Origin of the sequence: Ectobacillus funiculus (assembly GCF_004138295.1) — a bacterium.
GTDB classification, from domain to species: Bacteria; Bacillota; Bacilli; order Bacillales; family Bacillaceae_G; genus Ectobacillus; species Ectobacillus funiculus.
This window is the reverse complement of the sequence record NZ_SCFM01000013.1, coordinates 60,644-80,244: the sequence shown is the minus strand read 5'-3', so window position 1 is coordinate 80,244 and position 19,601 is coordinate 60,644. Positions and strand designations below refer to the sequence as shown.

The window sequence follows — 19,601 nt, the reverse complement described above, 5'->3', positions numbered from 1 at the left end:
TTCTCCTTACTTGAATTTTATTACTAGTTTGTTCATTAATTGCTGTTTACGGAGCCACAAGATTACTTCTTCTGTTAAATCGTCTAATGTTGCATGATTAGTCGCGACTTTTCCGATAAATTCTTGGATACCTTTACTTGCTTGCATGTCTGAAATGACTTTTTTCGCATTTGCAAGTTGATCATGGTATCGATTTACAGTAGTTGAAGTAACAGGCCACTTACTCTCAAACTGTTTCAAGTCCACAATTAATTGCTTTATTTCATTTGGATTGTTTACAATGCTTTGCATCTGGTCTAGTAATCCGATGATGTCGTTATTTTTATTACGGACATAGTGCATCCAACCTATTTTTAAGTCTGCATCCAGTTTTTTTAGTGGTCGAGAGAAGGCTAAGACCTCATCCCTATTGTAATTCTCCAAACTATCCTTACTTAATGCTTCTAACTGCCTAATCACAAACGACATATTCCTTTTAGGGAAAGCATCCTCATCCATCGCATGAAGTGCAGAATAACTTCTAAGGATGGTTTTACATTTATTCAATTCGTCTTTAGTAAATTGAAAAAAGGAGTTAACTCTTTTTACTTCCAGGAGTTTTTGATCAAGTTGCTTATATTCTCCAACTGTCTTACGGACTTTTGAAATTTTATTTAACAACATACTGAGCACTCCTTTCATCCAAATTTGTAATGTCCTCTTTAATGGTCATCAATTCATGTTGCATAGCCGATATCTCATTTTTCGAATACGAAGATATCTCCTCCTGTAATCCTTCAATTTTGGGCGATAACAACCTATCTTTCTCATCCACAAGCTTACTAAACTTGTCTAAGAGAACATAGAATGGTTGAACTTGGAGTAAAGGATTGTTTGACATCATTATAAGTTGCTCTACCATGGAATCTGTTTCTGAAAGAGTCTGAAGAACCTTGATCTTATCAGCAATTTCCCGATAATCAAAAACATCCTTATACAAGATTTCATACGTATCATGTTGAAATGGTTCCATTATTTCCTTTAAATAATCAAGAAAACCTTTCATTTCTTCAACCGTCTTGATAATGATTTCATTAGACACTTCGTTACCAATAATTTCTCTTAAAGCTTCAACAAAGGCCCTTGACTGCTTCACTTCTTCTTCAATAGTCGTAGTCACACGTTCACTGATCGCTTTTGAAATATTAGCAGAAATGTACCAACTATTAGTTCGACCACTTGGAATGTTATCTACTTGTATTTTAAAATCAACTGATTTTAGTTTGTTAATCATTGTAATGATTTCATATGCGTCATAGAAAAGAGTAAACGATGCTCGACTTAAAGTTTTAACTCCTCCTTGAACGACGTTAAAATAATGTCTAAACAACTCAGTCTGACCTTTGTGTAAATAATTTGTAATCGCAGACCAGTATTGACTATGTTGCTTCGTTTTATCACTTTCTTTGTTTTTGACTAATTGAAGATAAATATCTTCAGCCAATTCTTCCGCTCCTATAAACCCATTTAACAAGGCTGTTGTATAAAATTCAGCTGAAACCAAGTACTCTTTCATTTGCCAATGATCACTATCGTAATCATAAGGTTTTTTCAAGAAGTAAATAACATCCCCCTTTACCATTTCTATCCATGTGTGCAAGGATAAAAGCGCCATGTAAGAATTATCAAAGTCCCAACTTTTCTTGCCTTCATATTTATAGGAGGCAAGTGCTTCTAATGCATATCGAAGATTATCACTACGTTTAAATACAAGTGCATTCTCTTCCTTAACCTTTACACTTTTTGATTGACCTTCGATTAATACGTAATTATTTGTTAAAAAGTCTTTCACAATAAGCGTTGAAATTCCTTCTAGGTCCCAGTGGATATAATCACGAATAATGTCCAATAAATCGGAAATCATCCAGGTATTAGACAATGGACTTCCTTTTGACCATTTCTCTATTTCCCCTAACGCCTCTTCTAGTTCAGGGTTTAGGAGTGATTCATCAATTACAGGTGGTTTTGGATTTACAGTTGGATCTACAGGTGGTAGACTTCCTTTTGTTGATACAACTGGTTTCGGTTTGATAGTACCTCCGTGTTCCTCAGGTTTTTTACCTCTAGCGGTAGGTCCTTGTGTAACTGAAGATGTATCACCTGAAGTTCTACCTGTCTGAGCCTCAGATGTAGTTGAACTACTCTTAATTCCCGAAACAGGTTCTAGACCGAATGCTAGAAATATATCATCCTCTAACCCGCCAACTATATTTTTTCCGTTAAAGATTTGCTCTTCCATTGTTCCATTTCCCCAAATACGGAACAGTGTCTCATATTGCTCTTTTAAGTGAGCTGGAACTTTATTTTTCAACACACGGTCTGTACTTGAATTCCTCCAGTTTGGTACCCTTTTGAAATCAGTAATTACCTTATGTATTGGTGGTGGGAAATTGCCGCTTGGCCCATCAATAGTGTATTTTTGGATATATTGTAATAATACGATTTGAAGGAAGTTTCGCGGTGTTTGTGTATCTAAATTCTTGTAAAAATTCCAAAGGGCAGCTTTTGTAAATGGAAAAATAGATAATTCAAAATTATTTTCAATCTTACAATTCGCCCATTCATGATGTTTAAATACTGTTGCGACAGGAAACTCATCTAAGCGATATCCGCTACTCTTCCATTGTTGAATTTGATCATCTTCTACATAAACTGCATTGATATATCGTGCTGCAAGTTCTGCTGCTTCATCCTCATTTTGAATAACGACATTATCGATTTCAATATGACTTGTGATACGATCCGTAATACTACCTGGTAGGGATGTATTATAATAACCATTTGTAATTCCTACAATGGATATTAATCTACAAAGCGTGGAATCCTCTTTATCATCACTAATTAATACTTCAACTAAATCTTTGTCAACCCCTGTAAAGGATGTAATATCTTCAATGAAGAGAGTTAAGTTTTTTCCTTCCTTTTTTAGTTCTTGACGCAGCAATAAGAAAATGTCTGTTAAGTCTGTTCCACGTAGGCTAAGACATTCTTGAACAACTTTATCAAGGAATTGATTTAAATACTTGGCAATCTGCTCTCGAAACTCTTCTACCTCTTGTTGCTCTTCTGCATCGGAAGCATCTTGTATCTCAGCAATAAAATTTAATGCTTTTTTACTTAAATCAGTTAGCTTCAATTCTCCTGCTCGTTTCGAAGTAATCCGAAAATCTTCTGGAACAAAATGAGGATTTACGTCATTCATTACCTCATTATTAACTCCTGGTGCTAACTTCTTTTGAATTCGATCAATCGGACCGTTCGCTCTTAGTAACAATTCTTGTGTTTCTTGGCTAGCCAGGAAGTCATACAGGCTATTTCGTTTACTTTGACGTAGCTTTACTTCTTGTTTGTCGTTATCCTCTCGAACGGCTACCATGAAGTGCGCAAGGATAAGATTCTTTAAATGTTTGTTATCTAAATGCTCATTTGCTTCTATTAGTTTCTTTAGTCTATCCGATGTCTCATGATTACGAATAACCTCAGCATTTATAATCTGTTGAATGGCACCTTTCAATGTACTTTGCATTCTCGAAATAAAGATTACTGCTTCATCCTGGACCTCTTGTTCATAATGTTCTTTAATCCAGCGGATAAGATGGGATTTACCTGATCCGTTGTCCCCCTTTACAACATGAAATTGGTGATCATCTCGATTGGCAAGAATTATGTCATAGAGATCATTTTCGTGAAGACTTTTTTCACCGTTTAAAAATAAACTATTACTAATTAGCTTTATATTTTTAAAAGGCTTATGCGTTAACATGAAATAATCTTTTTCAACAGTTATAGCATTTATTTGAAAAACATCTGATAGTTTCCTTTTATATTGTGTTATATGCATCATCTATCAACCTTTCACCATAATATCGGTTACTTGATTTGGAATTTCATGAGTCTGCACCTCATGCAAATACCATATATTTTTTACGTCTCTCGTATTCTGTAAAATAATGATCTGTAAGTCATGTAATGTTCTAAGTGCTAGTGAAAACGCAAACGAGAGTTGTTGGTTACTAAACTGGTCATTAAATTCAAGATTTACTGTTCCGCCGTCTAATTCTGGACATCTTTTCACAATCCAGTCCATAAATTCCTGGACACGGATAAATTCTCCTCTAGGTAATTCTTGATCAAACTCTAGTTCATTTCGAATTCTATTAGCAGGATTAACAACAAACTTACTGTTTAACGTATGACCCATACCAAAGTAATTCGCCCATGTCATCCAACCTATAATATTAGTTGAGTTAAATTCTTGTGATGATGTGTACTTCCTGGATACCTCATTAAAAAAACGTTCAGCAAGTTCATCTCTTGTCTCAGTAAGGACTTTTTCTCCCCTAGTCATGACCCATGCACTAAATCGCCCAAAGATAAAATCTTTATTTTCAAATGCTAATCCGGCTACATAATGTGCAAATCTTTTACTGTCAAGCACTTCACTTTTTGGAACTTGTAGATGTACTTTTTTATTCTCATCTAAACTTACCAATCCGCCATTTCGTGCTAACTTAAAAACATCTTTTGCTTGTGTTTTGTCTGAGTCGGGTTGGAGCAACTCCATCAATTTCTCTTGACTGTAAGATTCTAGTAATAAAAGCTTACACAGTGCGTGAACTCTGCCTGGAGTTTGTATATTTTTCAAACTATTATCAAATGGCATTTAGATCAACCTCCCATTTTCAACAACTTATAATACCCTTAAGTGAACTTTATTAAGAAAAAACTAAAGACAATTATTTAAAACATTTCGAGTGTAAACATATCACCTTGTCTTTCAAGGAAATCAGTTAGTTCAATTGTCATATAATCAATTAAACTGTCTAGAGTTTTCCCTTCTGACAGTATATAAATATCTGGGATTGTTACATGAACGATTTTTCCAAACGGATGTATTTCCAAGAATCTTCTTGACCATTGGTAGAGTTGATCATTTAACTGCTCATCCTCTTGATAAAAAATGGCTATTGGGACCTTTAAAAATTCTATTGGATAGTTCGTTAACTCCTTACTCGTTAAGAATGTATAATTAGCAGAACCAAATCCTGAAGGGGATTCCTTCACCAAATCTATTAAATTGATCCTTTGTCCTTCAGGTAGTACAATTGTAGAAATGTTACTAAGGATCAACTGTTCAACCAGCTCTAAAAGACTAACCTGGTTCCATTCGTTTTGATTCGTTTTTAATATCAGTTCTTGAAATCCAGCTGACTGAGTTTCTAGACTTCCAGTAAAATCTGCTTTTACTGGAACGTCGTGATGACTATCTGGGATTCGTAATTTGGGAGGGTAGTACGAAATGTCATTTCTAGTTTCAAAGCAAGCTGGACACCCCCCGCATGCTACTACTGCATATGGATACATATCAACAAAAAACTCAGAGAAGCACTCAACATTACTTTTTCTAACAAGTTTTCTCATTTGACGTTGATCTTTGTTTACTCTTTCTCTTTCCTTTTCCCGATCTGGTTCGAGTGTAGTCTTTAACCTCTCCTCATCATTTACAACTGAAAAGTTTACGATTTTTACAAGTAATTTTCTAGTGATTTCTCCACTTTCAAGCAAAGTATCAACAATTTCAATGACACCATGTCTAGCAAGCATCAAACAAACTGCTTCATTCCAAGCTCCATTACTTTTCCCAGAAGGACCGGTTAATCCATCATGTTGGGAATTCATATGAAGCCAAAATTCATCCGCAACGGCAGTAGACTCTCTCCGTACATACATCGCTTCCCAACGTTTCCATACCATTTCAGTTGTTAAAACAGCTTTCGATGTTAAATTATCCTGAACAGCTACGTCCTTATCATATACATAACTTAATAGACTAATAGAAGCAAATCCGTCTCGTCCACCTCTTCCAACTTCTTGATAAAAACGATTCACACTTTCAGGAAGACAACAGTGGATCACGGTTCGAATATCGCCTTTATCCACTCCCATTCCAAATGCTGACGTAGCAACAATGATATCAAGTTCATCATTATTCCATTCACGAATAATACGCTCTCTTTCAGAATCAACCGTATCTCCATTAAAAACAGCTACACTCTGATAGCCCTTTTCAACTAACTTTTCTCTCCACATTTTTGTGTCTTCCTTCTTTGACACATAAATGATAATCGGCCGTGGCATAAATGGTAACATCTTTGTTATTTTGTTAAATCGTTCATCTACTGATTCACTTTCATCAATAAAATAGGTTGGTTCAAGACGGAGTTCATCGCCACGTATTTCAGTATATCTGTCATTATGACAAAATAGTTGTTTTAACAAGCTAGTAGCTGCATCCGATAGAGTAGCGGATAATAAGATTGTTTTTAACTTTCCTTTTGTTGCTTTGATCAATTTCTTTTGAAAAACAGTCAATAATTGAAAATCAGTTCTAAAGTTGCTACCCCAATCTAGGACAATATGAGCCTCATCTATTACAAATCTCGTAATATTTCCCTTGTGAGCGGCATTTATTAACGCTTTAGCTAATGCTCCATTTACAATTGACTCTGGAGAAGTAAAAAGGATTGGAAGCGAACCATCTTGTAATCCTTCAAAAATAATTTTCTTTTCCTCAGATGCTAAGTCACCGTAATAAGCTTGTGGTTGATATTTTTCTTCAAGTGCATTTTTAAATAATTTCCTTGCAGACATTTTTTGATCGATTGCTAGAGAAACAGTAGGAACAACTACAATAGTAGTTCCTACTGTTTCTCTTATTGATCCTAAAAGTGAACCACCTTCTGTTTCAAAGAAGGATGGTAGTAAGAAAACCAAACTTTTCCCCCCGCCTGTTGGTAAACAAGAGAGCAACGTTTCTCCCTCTTCCATGTCCATACATGACTTGACCATGATCTTTTGAGCTGCAGAGCGGTAATTCGGAAACTTTGCCATATTATACAGGATTCCATCTCCAATTGGTGGGGTCACCATTCTTCTTTCAGGTAACTGATAAATCTCCTGCATTTTCAAAAGGTGAGGAATTTTAACAGGAAAGTCTGAATGGATATCTACTTCTCCGTTTAACCTAACATACAAACCGGCCTCTTCACTAATGCTCATTAATTGCTCACGTAAGTTTTCAGAAACACGAACCTTCGATTGAAACATCAGGATAAACTGGCGTAAATGCCCTGCTAGGTCTAAAATAGATGATTGAATAGGATAGGCTTTAATGCCTTTGACACAACGAAATAAACGTTTTACACAACTCGATTTAGAGCGAAATCTAATGTTAACCTCTTTTAAGAGATCGTTTAGTGTTTCAATTCCATCTACTACATCTATTTCTTCAAGTAAGACCTTCTGAGTTAAGTCATACACTTTATCCACTCACATTCACCAACCTTATAAATGCTATAGATTCTAGTCGGAAAACTGGGTTTTCAATTCCCTTTTGTACAGCATCAAATATGGACGATAAATAGTTAATTTGTTCATCATCGTTGTGTCCATAATAAAGGTTTGAGGCTTTTAATGAATTTATTTTTCGCTTAAAATCTTCGCGTGCTTGGTCCACTTGAACTTCAGATTGGAAAAACTCTTTTACTTTACCTCTACTATTTTCATAACTAATTTCAATTATATTTTCCCAAATATCTCTAGGATATTCTTCTATGAATTGCTTAGATGATCCTCCACTTCTCTTGCCTAAATGTCTTAAATATTTGCCAGGAAGATCTCTAGAGAGTAAAGATGAGATTTTCCTTTCATCAATATCATCTCCGTTAACTTTTTCAATTGTCTTAAAATGTTGAAGTGGAAGGTAACCTTGAGCATGATAAAGATGATCCAATGATTCTCCCATTTCAATAAGTGGTCTTGGGTTCAATGAAATCGACCACGTAAAAACAATTCCTTCCCAATCAACACCATCTATCCTAATTTCAAGTGCTGTCGAACGTCCTGCTGAAAGTTCATAAGCATTATTAACAATCGAATCAAATAATAAATCTCCAGGGGCAAAGAACATTAAATCTTCGCGTGTAATGGCATTTTTTCGAATAAATGTCCCACGTAATTCATTTGATCTTAAAGATCTTTTGCGCGCCTCTTCCAAATCTGGTACAAAATATTGAGAATTATTCATTGACTTAAAGTTCAATGATTTTCTGGAATACATAATGGCTGTACCTTGCTCAACAGTTATTCCATGTAAACCACACATGGAAGCCCACGCCATCATTGTTGAAGCTAAGACCCCGCCATCATTTTCATCAAACTTATCTATCAAATGTAACAATTGTTGTTCTACAGATTGATCTAGTTGTCTTGCAACATCGAAGAAACGTTCTTCTTCAACTTTTTCTCGCATCTTGTGAAGACTCAAATTAATTTCCTCTAATTTGTTTCTTAGACCAGTTTGTAGATTGGTAGTAATTGCATCTGAAATTAAGTTTTGAATTTCATATAAAGCGATTTCAATACCACTTAAGGACTCATTAAATACATGTAATCCTTCGTCCCATAATCGATATAAATCTTCTTCAACTGTTTCTTCCGAACAGAACACTACAGATAGAACATCTTTTTCACGATTTAAACGATCAAGACGCCCAATTCTTTGTTCTAAGTCCGTAGGAGACCATGGTAAGTCAAGGTGTACTAAAAAATCAGCCATTTGAAAGTTGCGACCTTCCCCACCAAGTGGATCACAAACCATGAAGCGACATGAAGAATTACTTTGGAAATCATCTACTGCCTGCTGTAGTTCCTCATCACTTTTACCATAATAGAAACTTCTTACAGTGTCTTCACCGAAGCGAGAAACAAGTAAGCTCTCAAATTGAACAATCGTTTCTTTCCATTGGGAAAAGATAACGACCTTTTCATTTTTCGTGTTTTCGATTATATAATCTAAAGCGTGCATTAACCTTCCATTAATTAAATCCGGGTCGTTGTAGAGGGCCTCCATATTTTCAAACTCTGATTCTGCAGCCTTCTTCCACCTTTTATTCATTTCTAATAAATCATTTAGAAAGGTCTCCTCATTCTCAGAAGTAGGAAGGTTTATTAATGCTTTAAAATGTTCATGTTTATCAGTTAGGCCACGTTTTTTTAAGACATCAAGTCGTTTTAAAATCATAGACTCAAGAGCCCAAGGTGAACTATACATACTTGAGAGGAATAAGCGATGATAAGCCCCCGTTAGACCACTTTCATACCCTTCTCTATTAATAAAGTCTAAATAGGTCATAAGTGTATCGTTTACCTCAGACTCATAATAAAGCATATCTGAGCCTTGCATTTGATAATACATTACTTCTTTTAATCGTTTCGGTAACTGCTGTCGTTGTTCTAATTCTTTACGCCGATGACGGATAACCTTTCGTTCAATTTGATAATTTTCTGCCAAATAGGCAAGAGCAAATTTTACTTGGTCTAATCCTTGATCGTCTGAATTAGGATCAATATTGTCGATTATTCCATCAAAATTATCGTCTTTCAATTTTCTAGAAATCTTCTCAAAATTATCAATGTAGTCTTCCGCATGTTCCTCTTCAATATATTCAGGAAGATTTTGCATCATTTTATAAACTCTACGACGAATGTAAGATTGCTTTTCCAACAATTCATCAAAATGGTCCTCAGACATCTCTAAATATTTAGTAGGTTCTAGTAAACGAACCAATTTTAAGAATTCGTTTGGACGAGATTGAATAGGAGTCGCGCTTAATAGCAAAAGGTTTTCAACTCGTTGGCTTACCCGAAGAATCTTCTTGTAGTCATCATCTAAGAACAGCAAGCGGTGAGTCTCATCAATGATGACTAAATCCCAATTGGCTTCCATAATACTATCACCAACCAATGTATTTACCTTTTCTAGCGGGAATAGCACAAATGGATTATTGTTACTAATCGATTCTTCGTTATGCACTTGAAAATCCGTCCAGAATTTATAGGATAACTCGTTTTTCCATTGATATAGTAATGATTCTGGTGTAACAATCAGAATCCGCATATCTCCTGATCGTTTTTGTAGGCCTTTCATAATAACAATCGCTTCAATAGTTTTTCCAAGTCCTACTTCATCAGCTAACATAAAGCGGCATGGTCTCTCAGAGATTGCTCGAATAATCGTATCTACTTGGTGTTTTAATAAATAAACACGAGAACCAACTAATGTATCAAATCCAAATGTTGCATTCTTTAACGTATGTAAGGAATTAGTTACAACTTCACGCTTTAAGTACCATGTTGGATTATTTAGCTCATAATTTAAAAGTTGTTTCTTAGGATTAACATCTGCCCGATTAAAAGAAACCGTAAGTTGTGATTCTGAAAACACACTAACTGTCTTCTCTTTACCAACAGTTAACTCAATATGATACCAGTATTCTCCTTTGTTGTCTTCATGGGAAAAGTCAACAACTTGCCCTTCATAATTATAAATTTTCACTTTAACTTTTGTCTTAGGAAGAATTTTAATACGCTCTACCTGAGTAATATGAAACAGTTCTCGCTTAGGAACTTTGTAAAGTGAAAAGTAATCAAACTGCTTATCCAAACTATAAAAATTAACCATAATTTCTTCACTTTGAGAATAAACCTGATCAATCTGACCCATCGCAAACCTTCTGGGTATATCTGGGTATTCTTTATCTATATTACATCTGACATACATACCTAGGTGGTATTTTTCCATTATCTGATCAGCACCTTATTACAATTTCTGACATCATTTATATTAATTATATAATATTTCAATATTCTCGTCATATGTAAAATTCTTGAATACCCCTATAAACATTATATTTATTACGAATATATTTATATTTCACAAAAGAGTACGAATAGAACAATGAAAAACAAATAATCAAACTGTTTAGGTGAATTTAGTGTTTAGCCCTTTTTCTTGACGGAGGGATAACTATGGACGAAAAAATGCCTAATATTCAAATTCAATCGTTGTCTTTAATGTTAGGAAGCGGGAGTGCTTATCATGGGGTAGAATTGAGCGCTGCACTGGGTTGTATGTGCCTGTGTCATTATAGATAATAAATCGTGTCTTGGTGATGGAATCCACTTTAATATAGTAGTGCAAAAGGTAGTAAAGACTAGCTTTCTATAATACAGAGTACTCAATAATCCAAGGATTTATAAAGTTACTGCTATAAACCAAAAAAAAGAGGAGTGTTTCCCTCCTCCAACTGTTATCCTAATGCCTCTTCTTTCTGTAACTTCGGAATACGACTTAGAACAATTGCTCCAATTCCCTGGATAATAGTTTTAACTATTACTTGTCCAACTATTGCAGCAGGTACTGCAGCCCATGGTAAGAAGTTCGCTCCAAGAGGACTTAACCCAATAACTACAAAGATTGCGGAATCTAAACATCCTCCCACAAGACCACTGTAGAAAACACGCCAACTCATAGGTAATTTTAGTCGTGAATATATCTCTGTATCAGTTGTCTCCGAGATTGCAAAGGACAATGCGGAAGCAAGTACAATTAATAAAGTGTCTCCATGCAAATATGAAACAACTGCTGACAAAATTAAGGCAATACCAATTATCATATATGTCTTAACTCGCCCGTGCTGATTTTGTACTAAATCGCGTAAGATAAAGGTTATACCAATGAATAACGTTCCCATCGGAACAATGAATGCTCCTAAATGTAAAGGTGAAAATGCAGCTGTTACAAAGTTAGCTAGCACAATCACGGTAAGGTAAAAAATAATTCTCATCCGAATCCTCCATTCTCCTATTTTAATGGCAACTTCTACTTTATAAGATTGCTGGTTTACTTTCAACAAAACTCTAACTGAATTATATTTCCAATATCTAATTGTATTTTTTCTCGAGCACTTGATTATCTAAGAGACATTCTGGAGATCTCCCTTAGTTAAAAAAGTCCTCGGCAATCGATATCTCTCATGGACCTATTGAGTACAGTGAAACTTCTAATCGATCAAGGATATATTGCAATTCACTTATATATACTTGTTGCTTCCCAATTCTCTCATATGATTAATCTCACCCGAAATATCTACCTCTTTAGATTGATCAAGCTTTCATCTTTAAAGATTAATTAAAGATAAAAGCTTTGATTTAGAATAGTATTTGATATTCTTCGTCTGTCGTAATCATCGAATTGAAAATCGCTTTAACTGTTCACTTCGAGGCCAATACATTATCTTTTTTATAATGTCTAATTTTCACGAGACAATTTTCGGCTTTAACTTTAATGTTACGGTAATAAGATCTTTTAATATATCTGGATGGATTTGCTCCAAATCTCTAACGATTCCTTTCCATTGATGACGCGGTAAAATCGTCTCCCCATTTACCAAAAGTTTTGTAAGCTGTCTTTGAACTTGTGGTCTTACTTGCAATGTTTCTCTTAGCAATCTTTCTAAGTCTTCTTTATCTTGTAATAGTACTTCTTCTTGTGAAAGGTACTGTGCAAATTGTTTTGTATTAGTTAGAAATTCTTTTTTTTCATACCAGTTTTGTACTAAACCACTACCTTGATCGCACTGATTGAACCAATTTTCAATATCATGGAACTCCAGAATATGTTGAATGTTTTCCGGCTGTACAACCCAGGTATCTAGGAAATCTTCTACCCTTTTACCGTACTCCATATTAACGCTATGAATAAAAGGTACTAATTCTCTGTATAGTTTCATTCTCTCAGTAATGAAGGCAACTGCTTTTTTCTTCATCTCTAATACAGTCTCATGCAATAAGTAAAGGAACTTATCTAGGTTATATTCTCCGATACTGTACTTACTTAATGCAGGTTGAGGTTTAAAAGTCTTTAACCATATTTCGAATTCATTTACATCTGGCATGAGTTCAATACTCGCATAGTCGATCATATTATCTCTTAGAGAGAACCAGTCGAGATACAAGTGTTCAATCAATTCGTATATCTCATCGGATATCAGAGGTTGAAAATCTTTTCCCCAGTCTGCTTGACCTACAGTCCACCAAATATCCATATATGTTTTTAAGCCATGTGCAAACTTGGGTAAACTTAACTGCAATAGTTGCTCTATCTCACATCTCCAATCCTCCTTCAAAAACTCTGTGGTATAAATCCAATCTGCAATAAAAGAATCTTGGGTACTTCGGGAAAATAGATCTGCCTTCCGCTGTGGTTTTTGTTCATGAAAATTTAGTAAATACTTATTGCTTAAATCTTTTTGAATTACTATAGTAGGCTCTCTAGATTCCCCTAAAACAATAGGATACTTATATCGCTGCTGTACCTCTGTTCTTTGTAAAGTAGATCCTGCTCTTACATATCTAGGTGTGTAAGGTCTAGATATGTTTGTTCCTTTTGTCACTTCATGAACAATCTGAGCTGTACTCTTTTTCAAGGGATCAAGCACATTTTCGTTGACTTGTCGCCCCTCTACCCAATCGAGAAAATGAGCTGGAATAACCTCCTTTTTTATAGCCACTTGTTCCTCTATAGGAACGACCTCTTCCGTAAACTTCATAAGAGGTAGTGTAACATCTAGAGCATCTAAACCGAAGGATTGTAGCATCTGGCCGGGAAGAGTCACAAAATCATCATTCGAATCTGCAAACATTTCCCCTAGTAGCTTTATAACAGGGGAATCATATTTTACAAAACTGTCACGCTGAATATAGCCTTGAATTCTTTGTACATCCTTGATTTTTTTAGAAGATAAGCTCTTCAAGATCTCTCGCATATGTAAAACCATGTAGCGTAAAACACCTTTACCTGCCGGGATACCATCATATATCCTACTAATGAGAGCTCTATTAAACGGCAAGATTTTAGTATTAGATTCTCCTATAAGAAGTTCTTTACATCCTTGATAGTAAGGACATTCTACTGAACAAGTATAACCATTGGCTTTTTTTAGTGCATTCAGATACTTTTCAGTATATTCGTGTGCTTGTTCTTTAGATAAGGAGAAGAACGTTTCCCCCGCTTCATCGGAAAGCCAAAGCTTTTTTACCCTATCATCTATGGTATCCAAATGCTGTACCCTCTGATTGAACTCTTTATTGTAATCTGTTGCATTAACTACACCGGGAGTTAGTCCAACAACAACGTCCCAATTTCCCTCTTCGAGTGTAATAAAATGGTCCAAAATTTCCGCAGCATATAAATTTACAGACTGCACTAAGTCATCAATCAATAAAAGGGGTCTAATTCCTTGTTGTTTTAGATAATGAGATAATTGTTTTAGAAGTTGTGAAAGGCTATGACCTTGAAACAAGAAATGTTCTAGCTTTTTTGCAAGGGCATCCTGCAATGTTTTAAACTTAATCTCTACTGGGATTGTGGTACATTGTTGAACCTTTTTAAACTCCCCTTCCGTAATGATTTGAAGAGGTTTACTAATTTTCTTTTTCCGCACCTGTTTGGCAAAATCCATGATATTGCGCTCCACAACTGGTCTTAAGAGTAGAGCAACTGGCACAATCTCCTCATCGCATTCCATCACCTCAGATAAAGCCGTCCAAATTATTTGATTGACAATAGTGATAGGTTTTTTCAGCAGGATATCCCATTTTTGTTCATCCAACTGTAGGTCCTCTGCCTGAATATTCAGCGCATTATAACATTTTTTGATTAATAATTGTGGATTCAGTTCACTCCTTGAGATACGAATAACCGGTCTGGTAACCTTGTGCATAATCCATTGGTCTCTTAACCAGCAAAGTAGTTCAGACTTCCCTGAGCCTGTAGAACCAAATATAATGTATACTCTATTTCCTGTTGATTCCGGGGCATCCTGTAATTCAGCAAGTAATTCCTTCTCTTTCCACTGCCTTAAAAGTTTTTGCTTGTAAAATTCACTCATCACTTGTGGATAGTGAGTCTCTCGAAACAGTTCCCTAGAAAATTCATACCGTTCATCTGCTGTTCCCTTCAACATCTTCAACGTCTTCACATCTAAACAAGGTATCATGAAACTTCCTCCTTAACTTGAAGCCAATTCCATCTTCCATTTGTTCCTTCATAGTGTGCATATGGCAAGTCTTGTCTATATTGTAAATCGACTACTCCCTGACGGTATAGACCTTGTAGTCCATATAACACTCCTCGGTAAACTTTCCCTTGATATTCACAAGGAATAATAGAGGAGAGATGTTCCTGACAAAATACCTGTACTGGTCCTTCCCAACCCTTTTTACTTTCTATAATTTTTAAAAGTAATGCTGGATGCGGGAGTGCATAAAAACCTCCGTACGCTCTGTACCCCAATCCTAAAAACTCCATTACTCTCTTCCATGCATTTACCTTTTCTTGTCCAACTGGTTGACTTGCAAACATTGCATTAGTTTCATAGTATACATCTTGTACATACATCCGATCTGGCTTTACAAACAATTCATAATACATAGTTGAAAATAGATAATTGAAGGAAGTCTCTTTTTCGTTTTGCATGATGTTATTCAGTTGTTTTAGCAGGGTAATAACATCCCAACGATTCTGCTGAGGATAAATTCGTTTCTCTTCTACCCTCAAAAAGTTTACCTCTTTTAAAAAGGTGATAGCCCCCTCTATGAGAGAGGTAATGTCTCCCTCTCGTTTATACTGGAACAGATCGGTCAGTTCCAGTATTGTTATACCTGGTTGTCGGCAAACAATCGTATGAATACTTTCTAACTCAGGACCGTAACACATTTGAAATAGCATTTACGTCATCCTCCTTTCGTAAGAACGGTTGTACTGTCTTCAGGAAATGATAATAATTATGAATAGAACGTACCTTAGTATACTTTCGGTGAGTAAGGTTCATGAGGTCCATTGGATTCTCTTGGCACACTGGGCAATTGCAGTAAAGGGGAGCTGAAATTTTCTGGTACCTTTTATCTATCCTTGATCCCTCAATAACATAGGTACGAAGGGGCTTACTATAAAATACTTGATGGTATATCGCCATTTTTGTTGGTCTGCTAGAATCAAATGAAGAAATCCCCATACGACTCATTGCTTGAATTTGAGGAACCCCAGTTACGCCAAACACATGGAGGTTTTTTGCGCCAACAATTTCCGCTGCCCAACTAATAAATTGTATCTGTTCGGACATACTTCTTCCCAACAATGATCCAATACCAAATTTATGGTATCCTAACCTCTTAAGTTCAAAGATACTATATTGAATACTCGGGAAGTCATAACCTTGAATCACACCCAAAATAGACACATTAGAATCCTTACCTATATTTTGTGCCCTCACCAAGTTCATGTACTCATAAGCATTAATAAGTGTTCTCTCAATTGCTCCATATTTTTCTACTAGTGTTACTTTATTTAACAAAGGTTCGTCTACATGTACAAAGGTAACTGGGCATTGATGTAAAACTGGCATTGCAGTAAGAAGTTGTCTTTCAAAAATCTCTTCTACTGTATAGGGAATTCTTTTTCGTACATAGTAAACAGCCCCTGAATCTACCATTAATCTAGACGGTAGTTTTTTAAACTTTCGCAAGGAATTCTTATTATCAGGGACCGCAGATATAAGAATTGGACAATCAGTAAAGTATTCACAGTATAGAGCATCACTATGCGACCAACTAACATAAAAGTCCATCCCTAACCTCCTTCCAAACTAAGTTAACATAACCAGTATTCCATTATTTTCAATTCACCAAACAAAAATCCCTTTTTTTCTCTGGCGAGTTCGATTGAATAATTCTTTTTATCCGTTAGTACAATTAAAGCGGGAGTTCTTATTTTCATGAAAGTTGTCTTTTCCTTAATATAGTTTCTATTGCATAGAAAAAGGGTTGTTGAAAGTAGATTTCAACAACCCTTTTGATGGAAGACTATTGCGTAACTTTAGTGTTTTGCATAATTTCTTTAAACTGTTCATAAAAAACATGAGTATTATGAAAGCCCCGTCTCCGATTACGATTATTACCACGGAAAATGATAACCTCTACTCCAATACCCCTACAAATCTCACAATTACATTTCTTCCAAGGCTGATCCGCTAGTACTCGTAAATAGTGAGGTCTAAGTTTATTATTAGCACATACTGTTTCGTAATTTTCTGTAAAGTATTCCTTTAGTGTAGATGAAAGAAGTGTCAGGGCTTCCTTCTCAATTACTTCTACTTCTAGTGCTGCTATGTCCTTCATAATCCGTAGAAATGGATCTTCTATATACTTTTCGACAACAGCAATATTTTCAAAAAGGAATTTATGAAAACTTACATCTCCCCAGGAATATTCTTCAAATTGTGATAATTCTTCTTTTTTATGAATAGTACGCATTTGTTTCTCAATTTGTTCCTCTACCCATCCCAATATTTTGGAGGGTGTCCAAGTTGCAGATTTAGCTAAAATTGTTTCGGCAGTGTTAACTGCCGCTTTACTTGTCGTACCTTTAGCAATTTTCCATGCAATGTTTTCTAGCTCTTGTGATGTAACCTTAAGGTTAGCAACAATATGTTTATTTCTTTTTTCTACTTGCCCCTTATAAAGCTTTTTGTACTCCTTCAAGGTTTCATAATGGGAATCGTATCTTATAACAGCTTCAATTGTTTCTTCCATGCTAACATTTCCGTCAGCATAGCTTCGCAGATAGTTAAGAGCCTTTTTTTCCATGTCTTCAAAGTAAGATATCTCACCGATGTCTCTAGCCACTAGTTCCTTCAACTTTGGATTTTTACTTGTATTAGCTTGTGGAATCCGGACAGCAGCGTATTTTTCTTGATCCTTAGTAAAATAATTTCCACCAGAAGCCCCCCCCCATGCCTTCTTAAGGAAAGCTGTAGAATCAAATGAAGTAACACCTAGTTGATAATACGTTTGGAGTAATTCCAGTCGTGCCGCTCCAAATAAGTGTACTTCCATATATTCTGGCAATAGAGGCGCAACTTCTATTAATACATCAAGAATCTGTTCAGATTTTGCATAGGCGAGTCCTCCGAGAGAAATATGTCGATATCCCATCTCAACCAACTGTTTGACAGCTTCATGATAAGAGGATGGATCCCATCCTTGAGCGATGCCAGATGGTTTGAACTGGTACCCTCCTGACTGATGTTTAACGAGAAAGTCTTTTGCATTCTCTAGTGTTAAGTCGAACCGATAATTTCTTTTAGCTACATCTTGAGCAATATGTCCAATTACAAGGTGGTCAATTGATACACCGATATCAAACTGGAAATCGCTATAATACTGGAGTATTTCTTCTGTTTGGTAAGGCGGTTTGTCCTTGTTAATGTAGCTGAAGGCGCCACAATCACCGTATAATGGAATATTAGCAGGTAACCTTAAGAAATTACGCAATCCCCCAACTTCAAGGATCCGTTGTTTTCGCATCTCGGATTCGTCGATATTGACCTTAGAAATCAAGACACCGTCATAATTAGGTACTCCATAAATTTCATGCGCATACACATCATCCATAAATGGGTCTCTATCCTTTGTATGCTCTTCCGTAATAAAGTTAAAGTTTGGATCCACACGATCGTTATTCTCTGGCATGAAATACTTCATTTCATGGAAACCGTAGTTCTTTGCATTCTGGATTTGGGGTATGTGTATAACGGGTGGTTTTGCTTTACTATCTTCTCTGTTAACCTTATTCTTGGTTGTTTTAGTTACTTCTTCTTCAAAGAGTGAAAGTTGTTCAATCTCTGGCTGTCTATACCGATCCAATAACTGAAGTAATTGTTCTGGTTCCTTATATACATCCTCTAGAGTGTTTATACCGTTTATTGCAACTTCTTGTGCTAGTAATTTAAAAAGATGTCCTTTTATACTAATTGACATCTCCCCAAATTCTTTAGCATCTTGGTGTCTCACTTCCACAAAGTAGTACGGGCGATGATCCGGAATTAATTTCTTACTAGCCTTGCCTGATAAAAAGATTAATTTTTGATCATCTCTGGTTTTTATGAATGGCAAGCAGAGGGAGCGAAGGTATTCTTCTCCAAGTAGAAAAAGTACTAAATCATATGATTGAATTAATTTACTGGTATTCTCATTTATCTTCAAATGATTAGACCAAGCAATAACCTCGTCTTTCTTCATTTCACTGAAAGTAACATTGTAAGGGACTATTTCATCATCTTCGTCCAACAAGCCATAGCCTGCAGAAATAATAGCTAAATCGACTACATCCTTCCCAAATTTGTCCCTCAAATGTTGGATGCCTTCCATCACTTTTACATGCTGTCTTCCTTTATATATGTCTTTAGCTTTAGTTCGAAACTGCTCCAACCTTTTTTCTTTTTGGGTAATAAGATCTAAATCAATAAAGTCCTCTTTACTTAATTGATTGTTAACATTGTATATTTTATCCTTTGTACATGAACTGATAATTAGAGTTTTCATTCTTTTCCCCCTATTTATGAGGTTAGCTGTAAGGTGTCTTTTTTCGACATAAACTATATTGTAATATAAAAGACACCTTTTTTCCATTTTAATAATTCCATAAATATAATTTGTGGGATTGATTGGTTTTAACGTAAGACAATTTACAGGGATTATATTTCACAAACATCTTGCTGGCTTATGAATTATCTGTAGCCTAGATATCACAACAAATTTGATATTACTTTGCTGCAACCACCATAAACGCATATACTATAGATATGGATACCATCATGATT

The 19,601-nt window shown here is 35.5% G+C and carries 10 protein-coding genes; all 10 read right to left on the bottom strand.

Annotation, left to right across the window (positions count from 1 at the left end; all coding sequences use genetic code 11):
• Positions 1-6 precede the first annotated feature (6 nt).
• The 10 genes from EP737_RS10555 to dpdA all read right to left on the bottom strand — a co-directional run bounded on the left by EP737_RS10555 (position 7) and on the right by dpdA (position 19,323).
• A complete protein-coding gene (locus EP737_RS10555; RefSeq protein WP_129727939.1) occupies positions 7-663 on the bottom strand; it encodes a hypothetical protein in 657 nt (218 codons plus the stop codon).
• Positions 650-3,880 (bottom strand): hypothetical protein, encoded by a 3,231-nt coding sequence (locus tag EP737_RS10550; RefSeq protein ID WP_129727938.1) that lies wholly within the window; start codon positions 3,878-3,880, stop codon positions 650-652. The genes EP737_RS10555 and EP737_RS10550 overlap by 14 nt, the downstream gene beginning before the upstream one ends.
• 6 nt (positions 3,881-3,886) lie before the next feature.
• Entirely contained in the window at positions 3,887-4,702 is an 816-nt protein-coding gene (locus tag EP737_RS10545) for a hypothetical protein (RefSeq protein WP_129727937.1), read from the bottom strand.
• Between the two features lie 77 nt (positions 4,703-4,779).
• Positions 4,780-7,368, bottom strand: coding sequence for a protein DpdF (gene dpdF, locus EP737_RS10540; protein WP_129727936.1), 2,589 nt, complete (start codon positions 7,366-7,368; stop codon positions 4,780-4,782).
• Entirely contained in the window at positions 7,361-10,603 is a 3,243-nt protein-coding gene (locus tag EP737_RS10535; RefSeq protein ID WP_165350751.1) for an SNF2-related protein, read from the bottom strand. Before EP737_RS10535 ends, dpdF begins: the two co-directional genes overlap by 8 nt.
• Positions 10,604-11,189: 586 nt before the next feature.
• Entirely contained in the window at positions 11,190-11,726 is a 537-nt protein-coding gene (locus EP737_RS10530; protein ID WP_129727934.1) for a VUT family protein, read from the bottom strand.
• A 471-nt stretch (positions 11,727-12,197) separates the two neighbouring features.
• Positions 12,198-14,939 carry a hypothetical protein gene (locus EP737_RS10525; RefSeq protein ID WP_129727933.1) on the bottom strand — a complete coding sequence of 914 codons (2,742 nt, stop codon included), beginning with the start codon at positions 14,937-14,939 and terminating at the stop codon, positions 12,198-12,200.
• Positions 14,936-15,670, bottom strand: a complete 735-nt coding sequence (locus tag EP737_RS10520; protein ID WP_129727932.1) for a hypothetical protein — start codon at positions 15,668-15,670, stop codon at positions 14,936-14,938. Before EP737_RS10520 ends, EP737_RS10525 begins: the two co-directional genes overlap by 4 nt.
• Positions 15,642-16,568, bottom strand: coding sequence for a tRNA guanosine transglycosylase family protein (locus EP737_RS10515; RefSeq protein ID WP_129727931.1), 927 nt, complete (start codon positions 16,566-16,568; stop codon positions 15,642-15,644). Before EP737_RS10515 ends, EP737_RS10520 begins: the two co-directional genes overlap by 29 nt.
• Positions 16,569-16,803: 235 nt before the next feature.
• Complete coding sequence (gene dpdA, locus EP737_RS10510; protein WP_129727930.1) at positions 16,804-19,323, bottom strand: tRNA-guanine transglycosylase DpdA; 2,520 nt, start codon at positions 19,321-19,323, stop codon at positions 16,804-16,806.
• Positions 19,324-19,601: the final 278 nt, after the last annotated feature.